The 24,560-nt window shown below is 71.4% G+C and carries 24 protein-coding genes and 1 pseudogene; 14 read left to right on the top strand and 11 right to left on the bottom strand.

What is annotated here, in order from left to right; all coding sequences use genetic code 11:
- Positions 1 to 485 precede the first annotated feature (485 nt).
- Entirely contained in the window at positions 486 to 1,049 is a 564-nt protein-coding gene (locus J5X75_RS37785; protein WP_208472501.1) for a GNAT family N-acetyltransferase, read from the bottom strand.
- Between the two features lie 144 nt (positions 1,050 to 1,193).
- Here J5X75_RS37785 and J5X75_RS37780 point away from each other — a divergent pair, with 144 nt between their 5' ends.
- Together J5X75_RS37780 and J5X75_RS37775 are read left to right on the top strand one after the other, a co-directional pair.
- A complete protein-coding gene (locus J5X75_RS37780) occupies positions 1,194 to 2,777 on the top strand; it encodes a cellulase family glycosylhydrolase (protein WP_208472499.1) in 1,584 nt (527 codons plus the stop codon).
- On the top strand, positions 2,774 to 3,985 hold the full coding sequence (locus tag J5X75_RS37775; protein ID WP_208472497.1) for a cellulose-binding domain-containing protein: 1,212 nt from the start codon (positions 2,774 to 2,776) through the stop codon (positions 3,983 to 3,985). Before J5X75_RS37780 ends, J5X75_RS37775 begins: the two co-directional genes overlap by 4 nt.
- A gap of 39 nt (positions 3,986 to 4,024) precedes the next feature.
- Here J5X75_RS37775 and J5X75_RS37770 read toward each other — a convergent pair whose 3' ends face one another.
- Positions 4,025 to 4,360, bottom strand: a complete 336-nt coding sequence (locus J5X75_RS37770; protein ID WP_208472496.1) for an ArsR/SmtB family transcription factor — start codon at positions 4,358 to 4,360, stop codon at positions 4,025 to 4,027.
- 44 nt (positions 4,361 to 4,404) lie between these two features.
- On the opposite strand from J5X75_RS37770, the gene J5X75_RS37765 reads away from it, so the two are divergent.
- From J5X75_RS37765 to J5X75_RS37755, 3 genes are all read left to right on the top strand, one after another.
- Entirely contained in the window at positions 4,405 to 5,442 is a 1,038-nt protein-coding gene (locus J5X75_RS37765) for a cation diffusion facilitator family transporter (protein WP_208472494.1), read from the top strand.
- 124 nt (positions 5,443 to 5,566) lie between these two features.
- Positions 5,567 to 7,060, top strand: coding sequence for a flavin-containing monooxygenase (locus J5X75_RS37760; RefSeq protein ID WP_208472492.1), 1,494 nt, complete (start codon positions 5,567 to 5,569; stop codon positions 7,058 to 7,060).
- Positions 7,057 to 7,911, top strand: coding sequence for an SDR family NAD(P)-dependent oxidoreductase (locus J5X75_RS37755; protein ID WP_208472490.1), 855 nt, complete (start codon positions 7,057 to 7,059; stop codon positions 7,909 to 7,911). Before J5X75_RS37760 ends, J5X75_RS37755 begins: the two co-directional genes overlap by 4 nt.
- A 3-nt stretch (positions 7,912 to 7,914) precedes the next feature.
- Here J5X75_RS37755 and J5X75_RS37750 read toward each other — a convergent pair whose 3' ends face one another.
- A complete protein-coding gene (locus tag J5X75_RS37750; RefSeq protein ID WP_238490656.1) occupies positions 7,915 to 9,072 on the bottom strand; it encodes a PucR family transcriptional regulator in 1,158 nt (385 codons plus the stop codon).
- 191 nt (positions 9,073 to 9,263) lie between these two features.
- Here J5X75_RS37750 and J5X75_RS37745 point away from each other — a divergent pair, with 191 nt between their 5' ends.
- Entirely contained in the window at positions 9,264 to 9,704 is a 441-nt protein-coding gene (locus J5X75_RS37745) for a hypothetical protein (protein WP_208472486.1), read from the top strand.
- Between the two features lie 34 nt (positions 9,705 to 9,738).
- Here the strand turns inward: J5X75_RS37745 and J5X75_RS37740 are convergent, their stop codons facing one another.
- From J5X75_RS37740 to J5X75_RS37730, 3 genes are all read right to left on the bottom strand, one after another.
- Positions 9,739 to 10,023, bottom strand: coding sequence for a hypothetical protein (locus J5X75_RS37740; protein ID WP_208472485.1), 285 nt, complete (start codon positions 10,021 to 10,023; stop codon positions 9,739 to 9,741).
- Positions 10,024 to 10,112: 89 nt separating this feature from the next.
- Entirely contained in the window at positions 10,113 to 11,753 is a 1,641-nt protein-coding gene (locus J5X75_RS37735) for a thiamine pyrophosphate-binding protein (protein WP_307798516.1), read from the bottom strand.
- On the bottom strand, positions 11,750 to 12,523 hold the full coding sequence (locus tag J5X75_RS37730; RefSeq protein ID WP_208472483.1) for a cyclase family protein: 774 nt from the start codon (positions 12,521 to 12,523) through the stop codon (positions 11,750 to 11,752). The genes J5X75_RS37735 and J5X75_RS37730 overlap by 4 nt, the downstream gene beginning before the upstream one ends.
- A 401-nt stretch (positions 12,524 to 12,924) precedes the next feature.
- Here J5X75_RS37730 and J5X75_RS37725 point away from each other — a divergent pair, with 401 nt between their 5' ends.
- The gene (locus J5X75_RS37725) at positions 12,925 to 13,140 is read left to right on the top strand and encodes a helix-turn-helix transcriptional regulator (protein WP_208472481.1); all 216 of its coding nucleotides are present in this window, start codon (positions 12,925 to 12,927) and stop codon (positions 13,138 to 13,140) included.
- Between the two features lie 9 nt (positions 13,141 to 13,149).
- Here the strand turns inward: J5X75_RS37725 and J5X75_RS37720 are convergent, their stop codons facing one another.
- On the bottom strand, positions 13,150 to 14,409 hold the full coding sequence (locus J5X75_RS37720) for an FAD-dependent oxidoreductase (RefSeq protein ID WP_208472479.1): 1,260 nt from the start codon (positions 14,407 to 14,409) through the stop codon (positions 13,150 to 13,152).
- A 73-nt stretch (positions 14,410 to 14,482) separates the two neighbouring features.
- Here J5X75_RS37720 and J5X75_RS37715 point away from each other — a divergent pair, with 73 nt between their 5' ends.
- The 6 genes from J5X75_RS37715 to J5X75_RS37690 all read left to right on the top strand — a co-directional run bounded on the left by J5X75_RS37715 (position 14,483) and on the right by J5X75_RS37690 (position 19,812).
- Entirely contained in the window at positions 14,483 to 15,118 is a 636-nt protein-coding gene (locus tag J5X75_RS37715) for a TetR/AcrR family transcriptional regulator (protein ID WP_208472477.1), read from the top strand.
- 97 nt (positions 15,119 to 15,215) lie between these two features.
- A complete protein-coding gene (locus tag J5X75_RS37710; RefSeq protein ID WP_208472475.1) occupies positions 15,216 to 16,007 on the top strand; it encodes a maleylpyruvate isomerase family mycothiol-dependent enzyme in 792 nt (263 codons plus the stop codon).
- Positions 16,008 to 16,169: 162 nt separating this feature from the next.
- Positions 16,170 to 17,756 carry a methyl-accepting chemotaxis protein gene (locus J5X75_RS37705; RefSeq protein WP_208472474.1) on the top strand — a complete coding sequence of 529 codons (1,587 nt, stop codon included), beginning with the start codon at positions 16,170 to 16,172 and terminating at the stop codon, positions 17,754 to 17,756.
- A gap of 71 nt (positions 17,757 to 17,827) precedes the next feature.
- A complete protein-coding gene (locus tag J5X75_RS37700) occupies positions 17,828 to 18,241 on the top strand; it encodes a YkvA family protein (protein WP_208472472.1) in 414 nt (137 codons plus the stop codon).
- 111 nt (positions 18,242 to 18,352) lie between these two features.
- Positions 18,353 to 18,895, top strand: coding sequence for a PAS domain-containing protein (locus tag J5X75_RS37695; protein ID WP_208472470.1), 543 nt, complete (start codon positions 18,353 to 18,355; stop codon positions 18,893 to 18,895).
- On the top strand, positions 18,892 to 19,812 hold the full coding sequence (locus J5X75_RS37690; RefSeq protein WP_208472469.1) for a methyl-accepting chemotaxis protein: 921 nt from the start codon (positions 18,892 to 18,894) through the stop codon (positions 19,810 to 19,812). Before J5X75_RS37695 ends, J5X75_RS37690 begins: the two co-directional genes overlap by 4 nt.
- On the opposite strand, the pseudogene J5X75_RS37685 reads toward J5X75_RS37690, so the two are convergent.
- The 4 genes and pseudogenes from J5X75_RS37685 to J5X75_RS37670 form a co-directional block, all read right to left on the bottom strand.
- Positions 19,813 to 20,323: pseudogene (locus J5X75_RS37685) on the bottom strand (SAM-dependent methyltransferase).
- A gap of 56 nt (positions 20,324 to 20,379) precedes the next feature.
- The gene (locus J5X75_RS37680) at positions 20,380 to 21,384 is read right to left on the bottom strand and encodes a phosphatidylinositol-specific phospholipase C (protein WP_208472467.1); all 1,005 of its coding nucleotides are present in this window, start codon (positions 21,382 to 21,384) and stop codon (positions 20,380 to 20,382) included.
- Positions 21,385 to 21,556: 172 nt separating this feature from the next.
- Positions 21,557 to 22,567: an ABC transporter permease subunit gene (locus tag J5X75_RS37675; protein WP_208472465.1), complete on the bottom strand. Its 1,011-nt coding sequence runs from the start codon at positions 22,565 to 22,567 to the stop codon at positions 21,557 to 21,559.
- Positions 22,564 to 23,553, bottom strand: coding sequence for an ATP-binding cassette domain-containing protein (locus J5X75_RS37670; RefSeq protein ID WP_208472463.1), 990 nt, complete (start codon positions 23,551 to 23,553; stop codon positions 22,564 to 22,566). The genes J5X75_RS37675 and J5X75_RS37670 overlap by 4 nt, the downstream gene beginning before the upstream one ends.
- Before the next feature lie 166 nt (positions 23,554 to 23,719).
- Here J5X75_RS37670 and J5X75_RS37665 point away from each other — a divergent pair, with 166 nt between their 5' ends.
- Positions 23,720 to 24,304 (top strand): hypothetical protein, encoded by a 585-nt coding sequence (locus J5X75_RS37665; protein ID WP_208472461.1) that lies wholly within the window; start codon positions 23,720 to 23,722, stop codon positions 24,302 to 24,304.
- The last annotated feature ends 256 nt before the right edge of the window (positions 24,305 to 24,560 follow it).

Raw genomic sequence — 24,560 nt, 5'->3', positions numbered from 1 at the left:
GGCGACGGCCTGACGGCCTGGCTCCTCGCCGTAGGGATCCCTCGGGCGAGCCACTGCGTTGCTCACAGTGAACGACAAATCGGTTCCCGAACGGAGAAGTATGGGTAATACTGCCGCCCAACGGTGAGACTGAGGAACGGGGAGCCGGGATGTCCGTGAATGCTGTGGAGTTTCGTGGGGCCGACGACCGGCCGGCGCAGGACCAGGCGCCGAAGGCGGAGACCGACCGCAGCGCCGAGGCGATGCAACGGCTTCGTCAGCCCTTCGACCTTGACCTCGGGAGTGCGCGCGCGAGCCACCGGTGAGCTTGCCGGAGACGGCGCGAGCGGCGGCAGGTGGGTGAGGCGACGCCCGCGCCGGCCCGCCCGGGCGCCGATCTGAGCCCGGCGGGCGCGGCACAGGCGGGACCATCCGCCGGGCGCGCGCCGCACGGACGGGACGGCCTGACCTGGCGGGGCGAGGTCACGCGTACCGGAAATGGTTCTTCAGCGCTGTTCCCACCGCTGCCGGGTGATCTCGTAACGCACGCCGCCCTTCTCCCAGCCCTCGATCGTCCGCATGTCGGGGGGAGTGTCGAGGGTGCCGGCCGGCGTCATGCCGATCTTCTCCATCACCTTGCGGGATCCCTCGTTCACCGCCATCGTCTCGGCCCAGACCAGGCGTACGCCGAGGTCGGTGAACGCCTTGCCCAACAGGGCTTTCGAGCCCTCGGTGGCGTAACCCCCGCCCCACTCGGCCCGGCGCAGCCGGTAGCCGAGTTCCGCCTCGTCGCGTGGGCCGGTCCGCTCGGGGCGCAGCAGGAACCAGCCGACGAAGGCGCCGCGGTCCCGGTCGTGCGCCGCGAACACGCCGAAGTCGCCGTCCCACCTGTCGTAGCCGGCGAGAATGCCCGGCAGGTCGCGTTCGCGGATCTCGTCCGGTGCGGTCGGCTCGCCGCCGGTCAGGTAGCGCATGACGGCGGGGTCGCTGTCCAGTTCGATCAGCAGGTCCGCGTCGGCGGCGGTGAAGCGGCGCAGGGTGAGGCGTTCGGTGTTCAGGTAGGGATCCACGAGCGCATCTTGATCCATGCGGGTGGAAGGCATCAACGCAATTGCCGCCGATGGGGGGCGTCATATTGATGAACATTGTTTGTGGGAGCGCTCCCATGCAACGATGACGTGTCCCGCCTTCACGTCCTCGAAGGAGCTCCCGGCATGAAACCTCGAAGATGGCTGGCCGGCGCGACCGCGCTGGCCGCCGCGGCGCTGACCGCCGCGGTCGTCACGGCTCCACCGGCCTCCGCCGCCACCGGCGGAACCGGGACCGGCTACCTGCACACCAGCGGCAACAAGATCGTCGACAGCACGGGCGCCACCGTCCGGCTGACCGGCATCAACTGGTTCGGGATGGAGACCGACAACAAGACGTTCCACGGCCTGTGGTCCAGCAACCCGTGGCGCGGGCAGCTCGACACGATGGCCTCGCTCGGCTACAACACGCTGCGGATCCCCTTCTCCGACGACGCCCTCAAGACCGGTGCGACCGCCACCGGCGTCAACGACTTCGTCAACCCGGACCTGGTCGGGCTGTCTCCGCTGCAGATCCTGGACAAGGTCGTCGCCTACGCCGGTACGAAGGGCATGCGGGTCATCCTGGACCGGCACCGGCCGACCGCGGCGGGGCAGACCCCGCTCTGGTACACCGCGGCCGTACCGGAAAGCACCTGGATCGCGGATTGGAAAGCGCTCGCCCAGCGCTACGCCGGCAACACCACCGTGATCGGCGCCGACCTGCACAACGAACCGCACGCCGAGGGCACCAACCCGGCCGCCACCGGCGCCTGCTGGGGCTGCGGCGACACGGCCCGCGACTGGCGGCTGGCCGCCGAGCGGGCCGGCAACGCGATCCTCTCGGTCCAGCCCAACTGGTTGATCTTCGTGGAGGGGGTGAGCTGCCCGAGCGGCGGCCTCTCCAACGTGTGGGACGGTGACACCAGCAACGACGAGGACTGCGGCTGGTGGGGCGGCAACCTCTCCAAGGCCGGCGCGTACCCGGTGCGCCTGAACGTGGCGAACCGGCTGGTCTACTCGCCGCACGAGTATGCCACCTCGGTCTACCACCAGGCCTGGTTCGACGACCCGGCCTACCCGGCGAACATGCCGGCGATCTGGGACAAGTACTGGGGCTACCTGTACAAGCAGAACATCGCGCCGATCATGATCGGGGAGTTCGGCACGACCCTGGCCAGCGACATCGACCGGGTGTGGCTGCAGAACCTGATGGCGTACACCGGCACCGGGGTGAACGGGATGTCGTTCACCTACTGGTCGTGGAACCCGAACTCCGGCGACACCGGCGGCATCGCCAACGACGACTGGACCACGGTCAACCAGGCCAAACAGGCGATCCTGCAGCCCTACCTGATCGCGCCGGTGGCCGGCGGCGGAACCGCCTCGCCGTCACCGTCGGGCTCCACACCACCGGTGACCGGCGGGTGCAAGGCCACCTACGCGCAGGCCAACGCCTGGCAGGGCGGCTTCCAGGGCCAGCTCACCGTGCAGAACACCGGCGGCAGCGCGGTCAACCCGTGGCAGGTGACCTGGACCTGGCCGTCCGGCGTGACGCTGGCGAGCGGCTGGAACGCCACGGTCACCCAGTCCGGCACCACGGTGACGGCCGCCGCGCCGAGCTACTCGCCGTCGCTGGCGGCGGCCGCCTCGGTCACGGTCGGCTTCACCGCCAACGGCACGGCCGCCGCCCCGGCGACCGTGAAGCTCAACGGGGTGGTGTGCTCATGAGACTCGTACCGGTAACGACGATCGTGGCCCTGGCCGGCGCCGCCGTCGGTGTCGCCGTGCTGGGGCCGGTCCAGGCCGCCGCGCCGACCTGCGACGTGACCTGGACGGCGAATTCCTGGAACACCGGCTTCACCGCCGACGTCAAGATCACCAACCTGGGCGCCGCGGTCACGTCCTGGACACTGGCCTGGGACTTCCCGGGCAACCAGCAGGTCACCTCGGCCTGGAACGCGACCGTGAGGCAGACCGGGGCCGCGGTGACCGCCACCAATGTCGGGTGGAACGGTTCGCTGGCGACCGGCGCGTCGACCAGTTTCGGCTTCCAGGGGACGTACTCCGGCGGCAACTCGGCCCCGGCCACGTTCCGCCTCAACGGGGCGACGTGCGGACCCGAACCGGTGCCCACCGACGCGTCCGGCCTGCCGTCCCCGTCCTCGCCGTCCCCGTCGGCACCGTCCCCGTCGGCACCGTCCCCGTCCGCGCCTTCCCCCTCCGTGCCGTCGTCGTCGCCTCCGCCCGCCGGCTGCCAGACCACGGCGCGTTGTGACGGCTTCGAGTCGCAGGCCGGTTCGGTCCCGGCCGGTACGTGGGCGGTGACCAGCCCGGACTGTTCCGGCGCCGGCACCGCCGCGATCGACCGGACGGTCGCGCACACCGGCAGCACCTCGCTGCGGATCAACGGCGCGGCCGGTTACTGCAACCACGTGTTCGCCCGCAACACCGACCTGATCGGTGCGGCGACCGGCACCCGGTACATCCGCTACTGGGTGCGGCACACGACCGCGCTGCCCGCCGCGCACGTCACGACGGTGGCCATGGCCGACGCCAACGACGGCGGCAAGGACCTGCGGTTCGGTGGCCAGAACGGGGCTCTGCAGTTCAACCGGGCCTCCGACGACGCCACGCTGCCGGAGCAGAGCCCGGCGGGTGTGGCGCTGTCGAGGCCGCTGCCGGTGAACACCTGGAACTGCGTCGAGTTCAAGATCGACGGTGCGAACGGCACGATCGAGACCTGGCTGAACGGCGCCTCGGTCCCGGGTCTGCTCGAGGACGGCACGCCGACCCACGACATCGACAGCCAGTGGCTCAACCGCACGTGGCGCCCGGCCCTCACCGACCTGCGCCTGGGCTGGGAGAGCTACGGCGACGGCGCCGACACCCTCTGGTACGACGACGTGGCGGTCGCCGCGACCCGAAACGGCTGCTGACCGCGATCGGCCGGGCGCGGGTCGTGCCGCGCCCGGCCGTCACCGGTGCTCGGCCGTGCGCAACGCCTGGGTGACCAGGCGGCCGACGTGCGGGCCGGCGAGCGCGTACACCTGGCGGCGGCCGTCGCGGCGTACCGTCACCAGACCGGCCAGCCGCAGCTTGGCGAGATGCTGGGAGACCGCCGGGCGGGCCGCGCCGACGGCGGCGGTCAGCGCGGTGACGTCCTGTTCGCCGTGTACGAGGCAGGCCGTCAGCCGCAGTCTCGTGGCGTCGGCGAGCATGCCGAGAAGCACCGTTGCCGCCTCCACCGTGGCGTTGCCCGGAACACGTTTCTGCAGGTCATTGGCATCTGCAACGTTGTCGCGTGCGCGCATGAGCACATATTATGGGGCGTCTCGACCACGAGGGAAGGCGCCCGATGTCCGCCCACGAGCACCGCCACGACCACCATCACGGACGGCTGCACCGGCTCCGGCACGTGCTCACCCCGCACTCGCACGACAGCGCCGACCGGGTCGACTCCGCGCTCGAATCGTCCCGCGACGGCATGCGCGCCCTGTGGATCTCGCTGACCGGCCTCGGCGTGACCGCGCTGCTGCAAGCGGCCGTCGTCGCCCTCTCCGGCTCGGTGGCCCTGCTCGGCGACACCCTGCACAACGTCGCCGACGCGCTCACCGCCGTCCCGCTGGGCATCGCGTTCTGGCTCGGCCGGCGGGCCGCCACCCGGGCCTACACGTACGGGTTCGGCCGCGCCGAAGACCTGGCCGGCATCGTGATCGTCCTGGTCATCGCCGCCTCCGCGGTGGCGTCCGCCGGGTTCGCCGTCGACCGGCTGCTGCACCCGCGAACCATGACCCACCTGCCGTGGGTGTTCGCCGCCGGACTGATCGGATGCGCCGGCAACGAGATCGTCGCGCGCTACCGCATCGCCGTCGGCCGCCGCATCGGCTCGGCCGCCCTGGTCGCCGACGGGCTGCACGCCCGCACCGACGGCTTCACCTCCCTCGCCGTCGTCCTGGCCGCCGCCGGCGCCCGGCTCGGCTGGGGCTGGGCCGACCCGGTCGTCGGCCTGGCCATCACCGCCGCCATCGCCTTCGTGTTCAAGGACGCCGCCCGCGAGGTCTACCGGCGGCTGATGGACCGCGTCGACCCCGACCTCGTCGACCGCGCCGAACAGGCGCTGCGTGCGGTCCCCGGCATCCGCGACGTCTGCGGGCTGCGGCTGCGCTGGATCGGACACCGTCTGCACGCCGAGGCCGCCATCGTCGTCGACGCCGGGCTCAGCCTGCTCGCCGCCCACGAGATCGCCGCCGACGCCGAACACCAGCTCACCCACGCCGTGCCCCGCCTCACGGCCGCCACCGTGCACGTCGACCCGGACAGCCACCCGGGCGACCAGCACCACCACGAGCTGTCCCACGTCCGGCGGGACCGCCTCGCCGCCCTGTCCGGCTAGCGGGAGACGGCGCTGGTGCAGAGTGCACCACCGAGACGGTCATCCGGTGCGATCCTCCCTGGCGCGGCAGGGGCGCGGTTGCCGATCCTGGACAGGTATCACCGGTCGGTACGAGCGGAGTGGCATGGTGATCTTCGACAAGGCGGCGGACGCCGAGCACCTGGACGTGCTGATCGTCGGTGCCGGGATCTCCGGCATCGGCGCCGGGCGCTACCTGCGGACCGAACTTCCCGGGCGCAGCTTCGCGATCCTGGAGGCGCGGGCCGCCTCGGGTGGCACCTGGGACCTGTTCCGGTACCCGGGCATCCGGTCGGATTCGGACCTGCACACCTTCGGGTACGAGTTCAAGCCCTGGCGCGACGAGGAGTCGATCGCGTCCGCGCCCCGGATCCTGGCCTACCTGCGCGAGACGGCCACCGAGAACGGCCTCGACGCCCACATCCGCTACCACCACCGGGTGGTCGGCGCGTCCTGGGCGAGCGAGCGGGCGCGCTGGACCGTCGAGGTGGAACGCGCCGACACCGGCGAGCGGCTCACCATGACCTGCGGCTGGATCTTCTCGGCCGGCGGCTACTACCGCTACGACGAGGGCTTCACCCCGTCGTTCACCGGCCGTGACCGGTTCCAGGGGGCCATCGTGCACCCGCAGCACTGGCCGGAGGACCTCGACTATCACGGCAAGCGGGTCGTGGTGATCGGCAGCGGCGCGACCGCGGTCACCATCGTCCCGGCGATGGCCGGCGACGCCGCGCACGTGATGATGCTTCAGCGCACCCCCACCTACGTGCTGCCGGCGCCGAAGAGGGACGCCCTGGCCATCGCGTTTCGCAGGTACCTCGGCGAGCAGCGCGGATACGCCTGGACCCGGCGCAAGAACATCGCTCAGCAGAAGGCCATCTGGGCGTTCTCGAAGCGGTACCCGGCGACCGCCCGGAAGATCATCCGGTGGGTCAATGCCCGGCAGCTGCCGGCCGGCTATCCCGTCGACGAGCATTTCCACCCACCGTACGACCCATGGGACCAGCGGTTGTGCGTGGTCCCCGACGGTGATCTGTTCCGGTCGATCCGGGACGGGAAGGCGTCCGTGGTCACCGACCGGATCGCGTCGTTCACCGAGCACGGCGTGCTGCTGGAGTCCGGACGTGAGCTGGCTGCCGACATCATCGTCACCGCGACCGGCCTGAACGTGCTGGCGCTGGGCGGCGTCCCGATCACCGTCGACGACACGCCGGTGCGCCTGCCGGACACGGTCGCGTACAAGGGCATGATGCTCTCCGGGGTGCCGAACTTCGCGTTCGCGATCGGCTACACCAACTCGTCGTGGACGTTGAAGATCGGGCTGCTCTGCGAGCACTTCTGCCGGCTGCTCCAGCACATGGACACGCACGGCTACGACGTCTGCCGGCCCGAGGTGGCCGACCCGGCGATGCCGACCCGGCCGTTCCTGGACTTCGGCGCCGGCTACATCCAGCGGGCCGTCGGACAGCTGCCCCGGCAGGGTGACCGGATGCCGTGGCTGACCTCCATGGACTACCAGTCGGACGTGAAGTTGCTGCGTGCCGACGCGGTCACCGACCCGGAGCTGCACTTCGGCCGGGTGGCGGTGACGGCGGCATGAGCGGCGGACCGAACGGCAAGGTCGTCGTGGTGACCGGCGCCGGCTCCGGGATCGGCCGGGCCCTGGCGATACTGCTGGCCGAACGTGGCGCGCGCCTGGCGCTCAGCGACGTCGACGTCGTCGGCCTGGGCGAGACCGTCGACCGGGTCGAGGCGCTCGGGGCCGAGGTGCACGGCACCCGCCTGGACGTCACCGATCGAGAAGCCGTCGAGGCGTACGCGACGGAGGTCGCCGCACACTTCGGCGTGGTGCACCAGCTCTACAACAACGCCGGGATCAGCGGTGGCGGGCAGACCATTCTGGAGAGCGACTGGACGGCGTACGAGAGAGTCCTGTCCGTCAATCTCTTCGGTGTCATCCACGGGACCAAGGCGTTCCTGCCGCACCTGATCGCCTCCGGTGACGGGCACGTCGTCACCATCTCCAGCCTCAACGGCATCATGGCTCAGCCCACGCTGGGCGCGTACTGCGCCAGCAAGTTCGGGGTGCGGGGCTTCACCGAGGTGCTGCGCACCGAGATGCTCGCCGGCCGGCACCCGGTGCGCGTCACCGTCGTGCACCCGGGCGGCGTGCGGACCGACATCGCCTCGGCGGCGCTGCGCCAGGCCGCCCGCGAGGGTGTGCGGCCCACGCCGGAGCAGGAGCAGCGCGTCCGGACCTACAACGAGAAGCTGCTCCGGATGCCCGCCGACCGGGCTGCCCGGATCATCGTCGACGGGGTGCGGGCCGGCTCACCGCGGATCCGGGTCGGCAGCGAGGCGAAACACACCGACCGTCTCGTACGGCTGTTCCCGCGCCTGTACCCGAAGCTGGTCGTCGCCTGGGACCGTCGCCTGTTCGGTCGCGGCTGACCGTCAGCCGCGCCAGCGCAGCACCTCCAGCGCGGCGGCCACCCCGAGCAGGTCGTCGGCGAGGGGCTGGGGGAGCAGCGTGTCCGCGCGGGCCAGGCGGCGTAGCACCGTGTTGCGGTGGGTGAACAGCCGCTCGGCGGCGCGGGTCGCGCTGCACTGCTCGCGGACGTAGACCAGCACCGTCTCCCGGGTGTCGGCGTCGGCGTGCCGCAGGTCGCCGAGGGTGTCGGTGAGGAACTCGTCGGTCTGGGCCGGTTCGGTGGTCAGCAGCGCGACGAGCTGGATGTCGGTGTAGCGGGCGATCTGCTGTGGTGAGGTGAGCCGGGTCAGCATGCGCTGCGTGGCGGTGGCGTCGAGGTGGCTGCGGCGGAACCCGTCGACGTCGCTGCCCGGCCGGCCCACCGCGACCCGGACGCCGGGGTACGCGGTGAGCCCGGTGGTCAGCCGGCTCAGCGGGACGGGTGTCGCGACCGGCAGCCACAGCCACAGCGCGGCCGTGCTGGCGACGACGGTCAGCCGGTGGCCGGCGCCGGTGGCCCGCATCAGCGTCTCGGCGGCCGCCTCCAGCTCGTCCGGCGCCGGGGTGCCGGTGTTCCAGACGATCGCCGCCGTGTGCGGGCCGGTCAGCCGGTAGCCGAGCTGGGCCTCGGCCCGGCCCCGGCCGATCGGGGCGCCCTCCAGCAGCAGGGTCACCGCGGCCCGCCGCTCGGCGTGCGTGCCGGCGGTCAGCTCGGCGCGTTCGGCCTCCATGCGCGCCGACACCGCGGTGATGGTGTCCTCGATGAACGTCGAGATCGACAGGGTGGAGACATCGAGCAGCTCACGCAGTTCGGCAGGGTCGGCGGTCAGGTCGAAGCAGATCTCCATCCAGCGCCGGAGCACCACACCCTGCGCGGTCCGGTACGAGTCGAGCGCGCTCTTGTCCAGCCCACGGCGGACCAGATCGCGGGCGGTGCCGAGAGCGTCCGGATCGAGCCCGGCCGGCACCCGGGCACCCGGCGAGCGGACGTTGGCCGACGCCCACTGGCGCAGGTTGGCGACGTTGCTGCGCCGCACCGCCGCGGCCAGCACCGGGTCGTCGGCGACCGGCCGCATCCGTTCGCTGCTCAGCGACGCCGCGTGCAGACCCTCCATCCACCCCGCGGGAGGGTCCAGCGCCATTTGCGCCCCACGGCGGAACAGGGCGGCGACCGGCGCCGAGATCCGCGGCCAACCCGTGTCTGATGAGGCGATCTGCACCATCAGCCAAGGATGATGGTGCGAACCGCAAGGACACAATGCCTCCCGGTCGACCGGTCCCGGAATGACCCCGCGGCCGTCCGCCGCCCCACCGGCGGGTAGGTTCGTGGACGATGAGCTCCCTTGACGAAGTGGCGAAGCGCGACGGATGGCGCTGCTGGGTGTGTGACGAGCCGGTCGACGCCGACATGTCGGTGAACGATCCGCGGGGCCCCAGCGTCGACGCCCGGACCGCCGACCGGAAAGCCAAACTGGCCGAGCGGCTCGCCCACCGGGCCTGCAACTCCCGCAAAGGCGCGGTCAAGATCGTCATCGCCTGGCCGGACCGGCTCAACGTGATCGAGCCCGCCCCGCTGCTCACCGTCGCCGAACGCCTGGAACGCAAGGGCGGCCGGGAACTGGTGGCCCGCTGCCCCAGCCGCAAGGACGCCCAGGAGGCGGCGGACTGGCTGGCCGACCGCTTCACCCGCCTCGTGCCCGGCCTCCCCGTGACCACGACCGTCGAACCGGGCGGCGGCCAGTTCCTCGTCGCCCTCTCCACCGGCCGCCGCTGAACCCCGTCCCCGCGCCCGTCGCGGGGCGCGAGGCTCAGGCGACCCGCGGAGCCGGGGCGGTGGGGAGCGCCAGCATGGAGACGTCGCCGGTCTGCTCCGGCGACGGTGCCGGCGACGGGATCTCGGCAGTGGTGGGAGCGACCTGTGCCAGCAGCGCGGTGAGGCGGCCCACCTCGTCGGCGGCCAACTGGAACGAGCCGCGGCACACGGTGTCCGCCCACAACGACACCACGACCACCTGACGGTTCTCGTGGTAGCTGACGCGCATCGTCCGGCCATCGCCGCGTACGTCGGTGAAGACGTCACCGACTGTCGGCATCGGATACACCTGCCCCATGTCCGCAGTCTCTCCCACGGACACCCGGTTTGGAAAGATCGCGGAACGGCCCGGGACGCGTACGGTCCGCGTCAATGGCCGCGGAACGCCTCCTCCAGCCACCAGGCCGGGCGGCCGGATGCCACCTTCGCGTCGACGACCATCGGGACGTCCCGCGGGCCGGCCAGCCACTCGCGGACCGGTTCCAGATCGTTCGGGCCGCGTACCGTGACCGCGGCGCAGCCGTGCCCGCGGGCGATCGCCGCCAGGTCGGTCTCCGGGAAGACGACCGTGGAGATCGGGTGCCCGGCCGGGCCGAAATGATGCACCTCGGCGCCGTACGCCTCGTCGTTCCAGATCACGATGAGCATGCCGAGGTTGAGCCGACGGATGGTGTCGAGTTCGGCGATGCCCATCAGGAAACCGCCGTCGCCGCACGCCGCCACCGGCAGCCGGCCGGGGCTCGCCAGGGCCGCTCCGAGGGCGGTGGCCAGGCCCAGGCCGATCGACTGGAACGCCTGCGTGAAACAGAACCCGCGATGATCCGGTACGGACATGAACATCGACGGGTAGCCCATGAAGTTGCCCGAGTCGACGGACACCACCCGCTCGGTCGGCAGCAGGTCGTCGAGGGCGATCGCCAGCGTCCGCGGGTCGATGTGGGTGTCGTCGCCGTCGTCGTCGAACGGCACGTCACGCCAGCGTGCGCCGGTGCGCAGCTTCGCGCGTACCGGATCGGTCCGGTAGGCGACCCGCTGCCCGGGCAGCGCGGCAGCCACCGCGACCGCCGTCGGCCCCGCGTCACCGCAGACGCCGAGATCGATGCGATGGTGGACGCCGAAGGCGGCCTCGTCCAGGTCCACCTGCACCACCACGGTGTCCGGGCCGATCAGCGAACCGTGCCGGCTGGTCCACATGTTCAGCGACGCGCCCCAGGCGACCACCACGTCGGCGGCGCGGATCAGCTCGGCCGCCACCGGGGTCGCGAAACCGCCGGAGACGTCCAGGTTCCAGTCGTCGCCGGCGAACAGGCCCCGCGCGGCGGCCGACGTGGCCAGCAGCGCACCGCACGCCACGGCCAGGTCGGCCACCTCCGCGCCGGCCGCGACCGCACCCCGGCCGGCGATGAAGACCGGCCGTTCGGCCCCGCCCAGCAGATGGGCCAGAGCGGTCACCGCGTCGTCGGAGGCGCGCGGCGGCTGCACCGCCGGCGCCGGTGGCGGATCGGCCGGCTCGGCGGCCGCGGCCTGCACGTCCAGCGGCAGGTTGAGCACCACGGTCCGCCGCTCGCGGACCGCGGTCCGCCAGGCCCGGGCGGTGTCGGCGACCGCGGTCTGCGCGCTGTGCACCCGGTCCGGGATCGCGCCGACCGCGCGGGCCAGCGCGTCCTGGTCCACCCGGAAGTTGGAGCGCAGCGCGGTCGCGGCCGGCTCCGCGGCCAGAACCACCATCGGGGTACGGCTTTTCGCCGCCTCCGCGATGCCGGTCATCGCGTTCGTCAGCCCACAGCCCTGATGCACCGTGACCAGCCCGGGACGGCCGCTGACCCGCGCGTACGCGTCAGCCGCCGTGGCCGCGCCACCCTCGTGCCGGGTCGCCACGAACCGGGCCCCGTGCGCGACCAGAGCGTTCGTGACGTGGAAGTTGCCGCTGCCCACGACGCCGAACACCCGGTCCGCGCCGAGTTTCGCGAGCGTCTCGCCGACCAGGTCGGCCACGGTGTGGTCGCTCACTTCTCGATCAGAGCCAGGACGCGCACCGGGCTGCCGGAACCGCCGACGATCGGCAGCGGCGGCGCGATCACCACCGCCCCGGTAGGCGGCAGCCGGTCCAGATTGCGCAGTTGGGTGAGCCCGTACTTGTCGGCCCCCAGCAGGTAGGAGTGGCACGGGAACGGCGGGTCGAACGCGTGCGCGGCACCCGCGTCGGTGCCGACGGTCTCCACACCGATGCCGATCACCGGCGACTCCTCGGCCAGCCAGCGCGCGGCCTCCACCGACACGCCCGGGGTGTGCGGGCCGGTCTCGTTCGCGTTCAGGAACGCCTCCTGGTCACCGGAACGGGCGTCCCAGCCGGTGCGCAGCAGCAGCCACCCGCCGTCGGGCAGCGGCCCGTGCCGGTCCTCCCACTCGCGCAGGTGCCGCACCTCGAGCAGGAAGTCCGGGTCCTTCGCGACCCGGTCGGCGACGTCGACGACCACCGCCGGCGCGACCAGCCGCCGCGGCGGCACCTGCGACACGTCGTCACCGTCCCGGCCGGTCACCCAGTGGATCGGCGCGTCGAAATGGGTGCCGGTGTGCTCGCCGGTGTGGATGTCGTTCCAGTACCAGGCGGGGCCGCGGTCGTCGTACCGGCTGATCTCCTCGAGCCCGAACGGGATCGTGTTGGCGAACGGCGGCGGCAGCTGCAGGATCGGCGTGCTCGCCGACAGCGGCGCGGTGAGGTCGACGACCTCGATCGAACCGGCGCCGAGTCCGGACAACAGGGCCTTCAGAACGCTCATCGGCTTTCTCCCGCGGGCGAGGTCGTCGGTGACGGCTCCGAGGGTACGGCCGCCCCGATCCCCACGGCGCGCAGCGACTCTCCGGCCCGTCAGGTTTTTCGCGGAAACCGCGCGCCGTCCCGGCGGTCGTCCGGGAACCGCGGCGGGTGTCCGAACTCGTCCGCGACCGGCCCGACCGCTCCCAGCTGTTGATCGGGCACCTGCGCCTCTACGCCGCGGACCTCGACCTGCGGTAGGTCCATGATCGACCGAAGGGTGGAGGGCCGGACGCGCCACCACGTCCTCGGTCGACTCGGCTGATCGGCGACGAGCGGGCGCCGGGATCGCCGCTGCTCGTGCCTAGACCCCGGTGCGGGTGACCTTGTCGCTGGGAATCTTGTCCAGCGACTACCATCGTGTTCATGGGAACGCGGAAGCTGTCGCTGGTCGGCAGCCATGAAATCCGGGTGCGGCTGGGCTGGCTCAGCCGTCAGCGGGTGTATCAGATCACGAGCCGGGCCGATTTCCCGCGCCCGGTCGCCGAACTCGGTCAGGGCAAGATCTGGCTGGCCGCCGACATCGAGGCATGGTGCGCGCAGCGAGAGGCCGCCCGAGCCCGGCAGAGGAAGCGGACATGATGATCGTCGCTAGGAGCCCAGGCCGGTCGCCATTCTGCGCCTGAGCGGTGGGACGGCGTGCACGCTCCGCAGGACGGCGCGGAAGGCGTACCGGCCGGCGCGACTGCCCGATGCGGACATCCGGGCGTTGCGCAGCGACTGGGCGACCGCGGCGAAGCCGTACCCGCGCATCTCCTCCTCGTAGTCGCGCACCGCCCGGTGCAGCGGAATGTCGCCCCGGTCGGCCGCGAGTAGCCGGCGGCGCAGCAGGTCGGCGTCGCGCAGGGCGGTGTTCGCGCCGATGCCGGCCATCGGGGTCATGTTGTGGATCGCGTCGCCGAGCAGGGTGACCGGGCCGGTCTCCCAGGGGCCGACCGGGGTGGCGCTGCGTACCCGGATGGCGTTGACCGTCGCCGGGTCGGAGCCTTCGATCAGCCGGCGTAGCCCGTTCGCCCAGCCGGCCGTGCGTTCCAGGACGAGACGCTGCAGGTCGTCTCCGGACAGATCCGTCACGCCGGGCGGGAACGTCGCGGTGGCGTCGCCGAATCCCCAGATGGCGTACGCGCTCGAGGTGTCGAGCGGCAACGAGTCTCCGGCGGGGGCGACCCGGTCGGGATGCCAGACCGAGGTGAACAGGGAGCCGCGTCCGGCCGGGATCACCATGTTGGTGTCCCGGACGAGGACCGTCGGCAGGTCGGAGTCGGGGAGGCGATGCTTGCCGGCGATCGCGAGGACGCCGGTGTCGATGCGGCGGGCGTGGGGCAGGAGCTGACCGCGTACCCGTGAATTGGCGCCGTCGGCACCGACCAGCAGGTCGCCGGTCGCCGCGCTGCCGTCGGTGAAGTGTGCGGTGACGCGCCCGTCGGGCGCGATCGAGTAGCGCTCGAACTCGGCCCCCAGGTGGAGCACCTCGTCGTCGAGCCCGGTGAGCAGGGCCTCGCGGAGTCCGATGCGGCTGGCGCCGTGGTGGGCGTCGGCCGGCCCGGCGTCCGGGGTGATCTCCTGCTCGGTGAATCGCAGCAGGTCACGCAGGTGTTCGGTGACGAAGCCGAAGCCGCCGCCCACGGTGGAGACCGTGTCCAGGAAGCGCTGCCAGGCCTCGGGGGGCAGGCAGTCGTGCAGGGCGCGGCTCCCGGCCGGGTTGATGTGGATGCGGTAGCCCTGCAGCCAGTCGGTGCGGGATCGGGTGCGTTCGAAGACGGTGACCCGCACCCCGGCCTGGCGCAGACCCTGGGTGAGGGCGAGGCCGCCGATGCCGGCTCCGATCACCAGTACGTGGAAGTTCGTCATGCCCCCAGTTTCAATCCGTCACCTGATTTAGTCAAACAAACGATTGAATAATTCGGGTGCTACGGTGATCGCCGTGAACCCACCTCGCCGTTCTCCGCGCGGCCCGGACCGCAAGCGAGACTCCGAGCGCACCCGTGAGCGCCTGCTCGAGGCGGCCGAGATCGAGTTCGGTGAGCACGGCTACGCGGGGGCCAGGATCAGCGCGATCGCCCGGCGGGCGGGCGTCAACCAACAGCTGATCTCGTACTACTTCGACGGCAAGGAGGGGTTGTTCCGCGCACTCCAGGACCGCTGGAAGACGATCAGCGGCCCGGTCACCGCGGCCGACCGTCCCCTCGCCGAGGTGGTCACCGACTTCCTCCGGATGAACGTGGAACACCGGTCCGGGGCCCGCCTTCTCGCCTTCAGCGGGCTCACCGACACCGAGCCGATGCCCGACGACCCGATCTTCGCCGGCATGGTCGACGATCTGCGGCGCCGCCAGGAGGCGGGCGAGATCGCCGCCGACCTCGATCCGGCGTACGTGATGCTGGTGCTCTTCGGCGCCGTCCTGGCGCCGACCGTGGTGCCACAGGTCGCTCGCCAGTTCACCGGCCTCGCCGCCGACTCGCCGGAGTTCCACCAGCGGTACGCCGCCCAGCTCGAACTGCTCGTCGCCCGGCTCGCCGGCCCCGGGGCGCCCTCGCCGGAGGCACCCGAGACGCGTTGACGCTCGGCCGGGTCATCCTGAAAGGGCCCGCCGCGATGAGTTCGGCCGGGCCGCCGGGTCTACCCATCACAGCGAACCCGAGACTAAGGATGATGTGATGAGCGACCTGAACGCGGAACATGCCCGGCGATCGATCGTCGAACACACCCGGGGCCTGGCCCGGTCCGCCGCCGCGGCCGGACCGGACACCGCCGTGCCCACCACACCGGAGTGGACCGTCGCCGACCTCGTCGAACACGTCGGCCAGACCCAGCACTGGGTGGCGGAGATCATCGAACGGCGCGTCACCGACCCCGCACAGCTGCCCACGGAGATGGCCGTCCTGCCCGCCGACCCCGGCGAATGGGACGCCTGGCTGTCCGGCTCCGCACAGCGGGTCACGAGCGCGTGCTCCGACGACGCTCTCGACGCCGCGGTGTTCAACGCCGCGGGCGACGAACGGACCGGGACACGGTTCTGGCTGACCAGCGTCCTCAACGAGACGGTCGTCCACGGCTTCGACGCGGCCAACGCGGCGGGCCGGCCGGCCGACATCGCCCCCGACATCGCGGCCGCGCTGATCAGCAACCATCTCGCGATGCTCACCTCGCCCACCTGGGCGATGCTGCGGTCGCCGTCGGCCGAGGCCATCCGGGGCACCGGCCAGACCCTGCAGTGGCGGGCCACCGACACCGGGGACGGCGCCTGGCTCGTCGAACGGCGACCCGGCGGCGCCACCTGGCGGCTCGCGACCGGCGACGCCGATGTGACGGTGACCGGACCGGCCGCCTCCCTGCTGTTGATCATGACCCGGCGCCGGCCCCTCACCGGCGACGAAACCATCGGCATCGACGGCGACGTCGACCTCGCCCGGCACTGGCTCGACAACACCGCCCATGTCGCCGACTGATCGCCGGGGGCTATTGCCGCATTCGGCGTGTAAGGCGTGAAACGTGGCCTAGGGTGACGTCATCTGGCCACTGCGCGAACGCCGCCGGCGAGATCACCAGGGGTGCCGACTCAAGAGCGCGTCCGCCTGGCGAAGGAGCGGCGCCGGAACGAGGGGATCGACGTGGCAGGCAGCCGTGGACTGGGACAGTGGTGCCGGGACCGGAAGGTCTCCACGAAGGTACTGGCGGTCGCCGGCGTGGCGGTCGCCGGGACCGTGGCCGTCGGGGCGCTGAGCGTCGCCCGGATCGGTGACCTGCAGACCAGCCGGAACACCGAGATCGCCGAGGTCCTGCCGTACAGCACCAACCTCAACAACGCCGCACTGAGCGCGAAGACGGCCGCCAACGACGAGCGCGGCTTCCTGCTCGAGGGCGACGCCGACTTCAGCGAGGAGGCGCTGAACCGGAAAGAGGCGGTCGACGCCGGACTGGCCGCGGCGCGGGCGGTCGCCGACCCGGCGGCGGCGGAACGCATCGACGCGATCAAGTCCGCCACGGACACCTGGTTCGCCGCGCTGGAGTCCGAGTTCGCGCTCTACCGGACCCGTCCCGAGGCCGCGATCCGGGCGGCCCTGGGCGAAAACCGTGACCTGCGTAAGGCGTACGAGACGTTGATCAATGACGAGATCGCGTACGCCGACGCGGCGCTGCTGCAGGGCGAGAAGTTCGACGAGACCGTGTCGCAGACCCGCGTCCTGATCATCGTCGCCGCGATCGTGGCGCTGGTGGTCGCGGTGATCGCCGCGCTGTACGTGGCAAGCCTGATCGTGCAGCCACTGCGCCGGGTCGGTGAGGTCCTGGACCGGGTCGCCGAAGGGGACCTCTCCGGAGACCCCCGGGTGCGGCAACGCGACGAGGTCGGCCACATGGCCGACTCGCTGCGCCGAGCCACCGACACCCTGCGCCAGACCGTCACGGACCTGAGCGACCACGCCCGCAACCTCGCCGACCAGGCCGTGGCGCTGACCCGGACCAGCCGCAACAGCGCGACCAGCGCCGAACAGGGCGCCCGGCAGGCGGCCGTCGTCGCCGACTCGGCGGCGACGATGTCCGACAACATCCAGACGGTCGCCGCCGGCGCCGAGGAGATGGGCGCGTCCATCCGCGAGATCAGCCACAGTGCCACGCAGGCCGTGCAGGTGGCCTCCCGGGCGGTGGAGGTCACCACGCACACCAGCATGGTCATGGGCAAACTCGGTGAATCGTCGGCCGAGATCGGCAACGTGATCAACACGATCACCGCCATCGCCGAGCAGACCAACCTGCTCGCGCTCAACGCCACCATCGAAGCGGCACGCGCCGGCGAGATGGGCAAGGGATTCGCCGTGGTCGCCAGCGAAGTCAAGGACCTTGCCCAGGAGACCAGCCGGGCGACCGAGGACATCAGCCGCCGGGTCGCCGCGATCCAGTCCGACACCGCCGGCGCGGTCGCCGCGATCGGGGAGATCGGCGAGATCATCCGGCAGATCAACGACTTCCAGACCACGATCGCCTCCGCCGTCGAGGAGCAGACCGTCACCACCAACGAGATGAGCCGCAACGTCACCGAGGCCGCCGAGGCCGGCGCCCAGGTCGCGGACACCATCAACGGGGTCGCGGCCTCGGTGCAGGAGACCACCTCCGGCGTGAACGAGGCCGATCAGGCAGCCAACCGTCTCGCCGGGATGTCCGGGGACCTCCAGCGCGTCGTCGACAGGTTCACGATCTGAGCGGTCACTCTCGGCAGCGCGCCGGGTCGGTGGCGGCGGCGTGACCGCGGCCCCCGTACCATCAGATCCTGATGGAGATCGCGTGGCAGGTCCTGATCGGTGCCGGCCTGGGCCTGGTCGCGGTGTGGCTGGTGTTGATCGTGGCGTTGCTGCTGGCGGGGCGCCGTTACGAACGCCCGGGCCTCGGTGAGATGCTCCGGCTGCTGCCGGACCTCCTTCGCCTGCTCCGACGGCTCGCCGCCGACGCCGGCCTGCCCCGCGGCGTACGGGTGCGGCTGTGGTTGCTGCTGGCCTACCTCGCCGTACCGATCGATCTGATCCCCGATTTCATTCCCGTCGTCGGCTATGCCGATGACGCGATCATCGTGGCGCTGGCGCTACGGTCGGTGGCCCGCCGGGCCGGCCCGCAAGCGCTGCACCGGCACTGGCCCGGCAGCCCGGCCGGGCTCGCCGCGGTCCTGCGCGCCGCCGGCATCCGTTCCTGACCGCCCCGGATAGGCCGAAGGTCCCGTGACCTGGGGCGAAGTGGCCGCTCCTCCGATGCCGTGCACCTTCCGATCAACAGGGAGGAAGTGAGGTTCGCGGAGGGAGAGACCGTGCGGGAGACAGCGCCCCGGCCGACCGGTGAGATGCGTACCTTCGGCGCGCACGAGCTGATCGTGACGAAGACGGATCTCAAGGGCCGGCTGACGTACGCCAACGACGTCTTCCTGCGGGTCTCGGTCTTCGCCGAGGACGAGGCGATCGGCCAGCCGCACAACCTCATCCGGCATCCGGACATGCCCAAGGCGATCTTCAAACTGCTGTGGGACACGCTCGCCACCGGCCAGGAGATCTTCGCGTACGTGGTGAACCTCGCCAGCGACGGCGCCGCCTACTGGGTTCTGGCCCATGTCACCCCCTCCTACGACGCGGGTGGCCGGATCGTGGGCTACCACTCGTCCCGAAGGCTGCCGGCCCCGGCCGCGGTCAAGGCCGCCGCGGCGCTGTACGAGCGCCTGCGCGCCGAGGAACGGCGACTCGGCGGGCCGGCCGGTCTGGCCGCGTCCAGCCGGTTGTTGCAGGACCTGCTGGCCGAGCGCGGCCAGACCTACGACGAGTACGTGTGGGAACTCACCAACGAAGGAGCCGGCACATGAGCCGCCGCAAGTCCGAAACGGCGCCGGTGCCGGCGGAGACGCAGGCGCTGGCCGTCCTGGCCGAGGTCGTCGCCCGGGCCGCCGACGGCGACCTGGAGGCCCGGGTGCCGCAGCTGGGGGACAGCCCGGAGGCGGCCGCGGCCCGCCGGGAGATCAACCGGCTGCTCGACGTGACCGACGCGTTCGTCCGTGAGTCCGGCGCCGCCCTGAAAGCGTCCGCCGAAGGACGGTTCCACCGCCGGTTCCTGCCGCGCGGCATGCCCGGCGCCTACGCGAACAGCGTCACGATCATCAACACCGCCGTGGAGGGGATGAGCGCTGACGCGCAGCGGCTGGCCGCCGCGGACCGCGCCCGTCATGCGCTGGCGGACCAGCTCGAATCGGCCGTGCTGACGGTCAGCGAACAGGTCGCCACGGCCGCCACCGAGATGGGCGCGTCGGCCCATGGACTGGCGGAATTCGCCACCGGGGCGGTCAACGACGCCGAACGCGGACGCGCCACGGTGGGCTCCCTTCACCAGGCCTCGAACGAGATCCGCCGCGCCGTGCACCTGATCACCCAGGTCGCGGCGCAGACGAAGCTGCTGGCGCTCAACGCCACCATCGAGGCCGCCCGCGCCGGGGACGCCGGCCGCGGCTTCAGCATCGTGGCCAGCGAGGTGAAGACCCTCGCCGGTGAGACCGCCACCGCGTCGGACGACATCGTCGAGCAGGTCACCGCGGTACAGGCCGCGGCCGGTGGCGCGGTCGACGTCCTGGAGGCGGTCACCGCCAATCTCCGCGAGATGCACCACCTGGTCAGCGGGATCACCTCCGCGGTCGACGGTGGGCACGGCACCAACGCCGGCCTGTCCCAACTGGCCGAAGTGCTGCGCACCGAGGTGCACCGCTTCGTCACCACGGTCCGAGAATCCTGATCAGGGCTTGCGGGCCACCGCCCCGTACGCGTCGAGCCACTCGACGGCGCTTTCCGGACGCCACTCGGTGATCTGGACAAGGCCGGGCTCCACGACCTCCAGCCCGTCGAAGAGGCCGCCGATCTGCTCAGGAGAACGCAGGATGTACGGTACGCCGCCGTTCTGCGCCAGCCGCTCGGCGCCTTCGACGACCGCGGGCGTCCACATAGACGACGCGGGAATCCGGTGCGACGGCCTGGGCGACCTCGTGCGTGTTCTGCATGGTCGGCAGCCCTGTGCCGATGTCGAGGAACTGCCGGATCCCGGCCTCGGCGGCCAGGTGCCGGACGACGCGGATGAGGAACCGGCGTGACTGCTTCGCCATCAGCACGATCTCGGGATACACCTGTTCGACCGCGTCGCCGGCGGCGCGGTCGGCGGCGAAGTTGTCCTTGCCTCCCATCCAGTAGTTCCAGATTCGTGCCGCATGCGGCACGTCCGGCTGGAGCACGGGATCATCCGGGTACGCCATCCGCCTGTTCTACGGCAGGCGTACCCGGATAAGCAAGCATCGATGAACGACCGTCCTCAGTTGATGGAGATGATCTTGTTGATGAGGGCGCCGCCGGGAAAATCGAGCATGAGTACGCCGGTGCGGGTCACCGGGGTGTGCACCTCGGGCCCCTCGTTCAGGTACGTCAGCAGGAACGGGTTCACGCCCTGCACACCGAGAGCGCCACCGGCGACAGCCTCGGGCGTGGCGAAGACGCTGGCGCCGCTGGCGAAGTTGACGTACATCCTCGAGGCGTCCGCCGCACTGGTCGCGTCGAGGAAACGGCGGACCCGGTCGCGTTTGGTGGCGATGGCGCCGATATTGGGCACGTTGTACTCGTCCTGCACGTAGGTGGACGAGCCGTCCTTCCAGTCGGCGAACTGCGCCAGCCCGTACTGGTGCAGCCGTCCGCCGTACGCCCCGTTGAGCACCACCAGCACCACCTTGCCGCGGACCGCTGCGAGGGTGGGCATCGCCGCCGCGGCCGAACGGGTCACCGACGGCGTCCAGAACAGGCCGGGCCGCCGGCTGATGTAGCCGTCGACGATGTCGGCGAACGGCGCCTGGCCGGTGGCGTCGGTGCAGGACCCGGTCTGCCCGGTGCACTCCTGCTTGAGCCGCGGCAGCACGGTCTCCCGCGGATGCGCCGCGAGGAAATCGGCGAGCCGGTTCACCACGTCGGTGAAATTCGCGTTCTGGTACGCGGCGCCGTGATGGATGGTGAGCGTGTCGCCGCTGTTCACCCGGCCGCGTACGTCGATCATGCGAATCCCGGCCTGGAGCTGGGCGGTCAGCGTGGCGGCGCTGTCGCCGTGGTTCTCCTGGGCCTGGGTCCATGCGCCACCCCGGATCGCCAGGGACTCGTGGGTGCCCGGGATCGACAGCCGGGCCAGGCTGGTCGTGTCGGGGATGGCGCTCATCCAGTCCGGATTGGCGGCGGTGGTCAGCGAACGGTAGGAGCCGTCGGCGGCGTACGCCGGGCCCGGCGCTCCGATCAGCACCAGGGCGAGGACGAGGAACAGGGTGGCGGCACGCTTCATATCGGAAAGATATTCGTCTATGCGTCGGCGGGGAAGGTCCCGGAACGTGACCAGGCGTGTCTCAACCGCGGCGGGGGAGAAGACGTGGACTTTCCGGTGAACCCCGGGGCTGTACCGCGATGACCGCGACCGCGAGCGGACCGGGAAGGTCCGCTCGCGGCACCGCCGAGTCTCAGTTGACGTCGCGGACCCGCATCGCCCACATCGCCGCGCCCACCACGACGGCCAGCACGACAGCCGAGCCCACACCGGCCATCTGCCACGTCATCGTGAAGGTCTCGGGCATGCAGCCCCCGCCGGTCGTCACGCCGTCGCAGGACCAGTCCTCCAGGACCTCCCGCTGATACAACCAGACATAACCCCACAACGGTACGAGGTACGCCTCCGGGAACTGGAGCCCGCTGAAACCGGCCAGCACGTAGACGCCGATCTGCACCGCCGTGAGACCGATCAGCGCGCCCAGCGCCATACCGGTGTGCCGGCCCAGCGACGCCAGCGCGAACCCGATCGCGCCGGCCGCCAGAACCAGGCCCAGGCCCCGCAGCCCCATCAGGCCGAACGACTGCCAGACACCGGAGGTCATCCCTCCCGTGTCCCCGCGGAACTCGGCGATCAGCCGGAACGTTCCCGCCCACGCCGCACCCAGCAGTACCGTGGCACCGGCCAGCCAGCCGAGGAAGACGCCCAGTTTGGTGCCGAGCACCACCAGCCGCTGAGGCCGCCAGAGCAGCAGGTTCATCATCGCCCCGGAGTGCCATTCCGCGCCCACGAACGTCGCCCCGATCAGGTACGCCGCCGCGGCCATCAGCAGCGCGAACAGGGCGATCATCTCGGGGAACTCGTGGCGCAGGTCGAAGGTCTCCGGCAGGAACCAGGCGTAGTCGAACTCACTCGGCCGCGGGGTGTAGATGTCGGCGCAGTTCGGTGGGAAGTCCGCCGCCTCCGCCGAGCCCGGGGCCGCGGCCTGGCACCGCAGCTTCTGCACCCCGGCGTCGGCCGCCGCCTGCTGGTACTGCCGCATGGCCTCCTGCTTCGCCGCGGCGACCTGGGCCGGGGTGGCCTTCTGATTGCTGGCGAACGTGCCGGCGGCGAAAGCGGCCAGCACCAGCACCACGCCGATCAACAGCACCGAGGTGAGGCGGCGCCGGAACAGCCGCCGGGTCTCCGCACGAACCAGGCTCATCGACCCCACCCATCCTGACTCGCGGCGAGCGCGTTCTCGTCCACCTGCCGGTGGTGACCCTCGACCGGTGTGGTCCCGGTCAGTTCGAGGAACACGTCCTCCAGGTCGGCGGCGATCGGTGTCAGCTCGCACAGGTAGATCTCACGCTGCGCCAGCAGCCGGGTGATCTGTGCCGGGCCGGTGACGTCCCGGACGGTCAGTTGGCCGGCGGTCTCCACGGTGACCTGAGCGCCGGCTTCCCGCAGGATCCGTGCCGCCTCCTCCTGGTCGGTGTCCGGCTCCAGGCGTACCCGGACGGCGCCGGAGTCGTGCCGCGCGAGCACCTCGGCGACCGATCCGGCGGTGATCCGCCGGCCGGCCGAGATGATCGTCACCGAGTCGCAGATCAGCTGAATCTCGGCCAGGATGTGGCTGGACAGCAGCACCGTCATCCCGGACGCGGACAGATCCCGCATCAGGGTGCGCATCTCCCGGATGCCGCCCGGGTCGAGACCGTTGGCCGGCTCGTCCAGGATCAGCAGCGTCGGCTTCTTGAGCAGGGCGGACGCCACCGCCAGGCGCTGCTTCATGCCGAGGGAGTAGGTCTTGACCTTCTCCTTGGCACGGTCCCGCAGGCCCACCAGGTCGAGCACCTCGGGCACCCGGCCGCGGTCCACGCCGCCGGCGTCGGCGAGCAGCGACAGGGTGGTCTCGGCGGTGAAACGGCCGAAGAACTGCGGGCTCTCCACGATGGCGCCGACCCGGCCGGCGACCTCCGGCAGGTGCCGGGGCACCTCCCGGCCGAGCAGCGTCATATGGCCGCCGTCGGGCTGAATGAGGCCGAGCAGCGTACGCAAGGTGGTGGTCTTGCCCGAGCCGTTCGGGCCGAGGAAGCCGTGCACCTGCCCGGCCTCGACGACCATGTCGAAACCGTCGAGCGCGTTACGCGCGCCCTTGCGGCTGCGATAGGTCTTCCGCAGCCCCGATATTTCCAGTACGGGAGTCACCCGCGGAACCTTAGAACAGCCCCGCGACCCCCGAGATCGGCGGTTCAGGCGACCAAATCGTCAGACGTTATCGCCGGGCGCCGGCCGACGTCGTCGACGGCCGCCGCGAGACGGACAGAGCGTGCTCGGGGGCCGTCGCCGACGTGTGGCACTAGGCTTCACTGCGATGAAGATCTCGGCGCCACAGGCAGACGAACTGACCGGCGACTCCTGGTTCTCCGGGCACACCGACGGGGTCGAGCTGTACGAAGCGCCGGTCACCGTCGACGGGTTCGACGCGGAGGCCCGCTGCGAGGAGCGCGACGAGTTGGAGACGGCTGTGTTCGGCGGCGGCCTGACCGTCGCCGGCACCCTCGATCTCGGCACCGACGTGCACGCCATCTACGTGGTGCGCGGCACGCTTCGCGCCCGCCGGCTGGTCCTCGGCGACGCCGTGCTGGTCGTCGACGGGGTGGTGGAGGTCGACGAGTGGCTGTTCGGCGGGGTGACCGAAGGCCTGTTCGAGGTGGCCGGCCACCAGATCGAGTCGCCGACCGGCCCGGACGCCCTGCTGGCGCACGTGCGCGGGCCGGTGGTCGCGCTGTATGACCGGGCCCGGCGGGAGTTCGTGCTGCGGGAGGGCGGCGCGCCACGCACGGTTGCCGATCTGGTGCCGCAGGTACGCGACGGCCTCGACCCCGACCTGCGGGAGGAGATCTCGATCGCCGCCAACCTCTGGGCCCGGCTGATCGCCGGAGACCCGATCTTCTGATCCTGGGATTGAGGGGTAGTGGTTCGACGCTGCCTGCCAGTGTCTCCCACGTCACCGGCGTCTGCCCGCGTCCTGCCTGTTCCAGATGGAGTAGCTGCCTATCCCGTACTGTTCGACAGCCTTGGCGTGCGCCTCGTCAAGTGACGTCGCGAAGACTCGAAAGTCAAGCACCGACTGATTATCTACGATCTTCTTCCCTACGTATTCTCGAACCAGCCCACGAGCGCCAGATTGCGCACCGGGACGAGCAGGCTCA

The organism is Actinoplanes flavus, assembly GCF_017592555.1.
GTDB classification, from domain to species: Bacteria; Actinomycetota; Actinomycetes; order Mycobacteriales; family Micromonosporaceae; genus Actinoplanes; species Actinoplanes flavus.
This window is presented reverse-complemented; position numbering and strand designations above follow the sequence as displayed.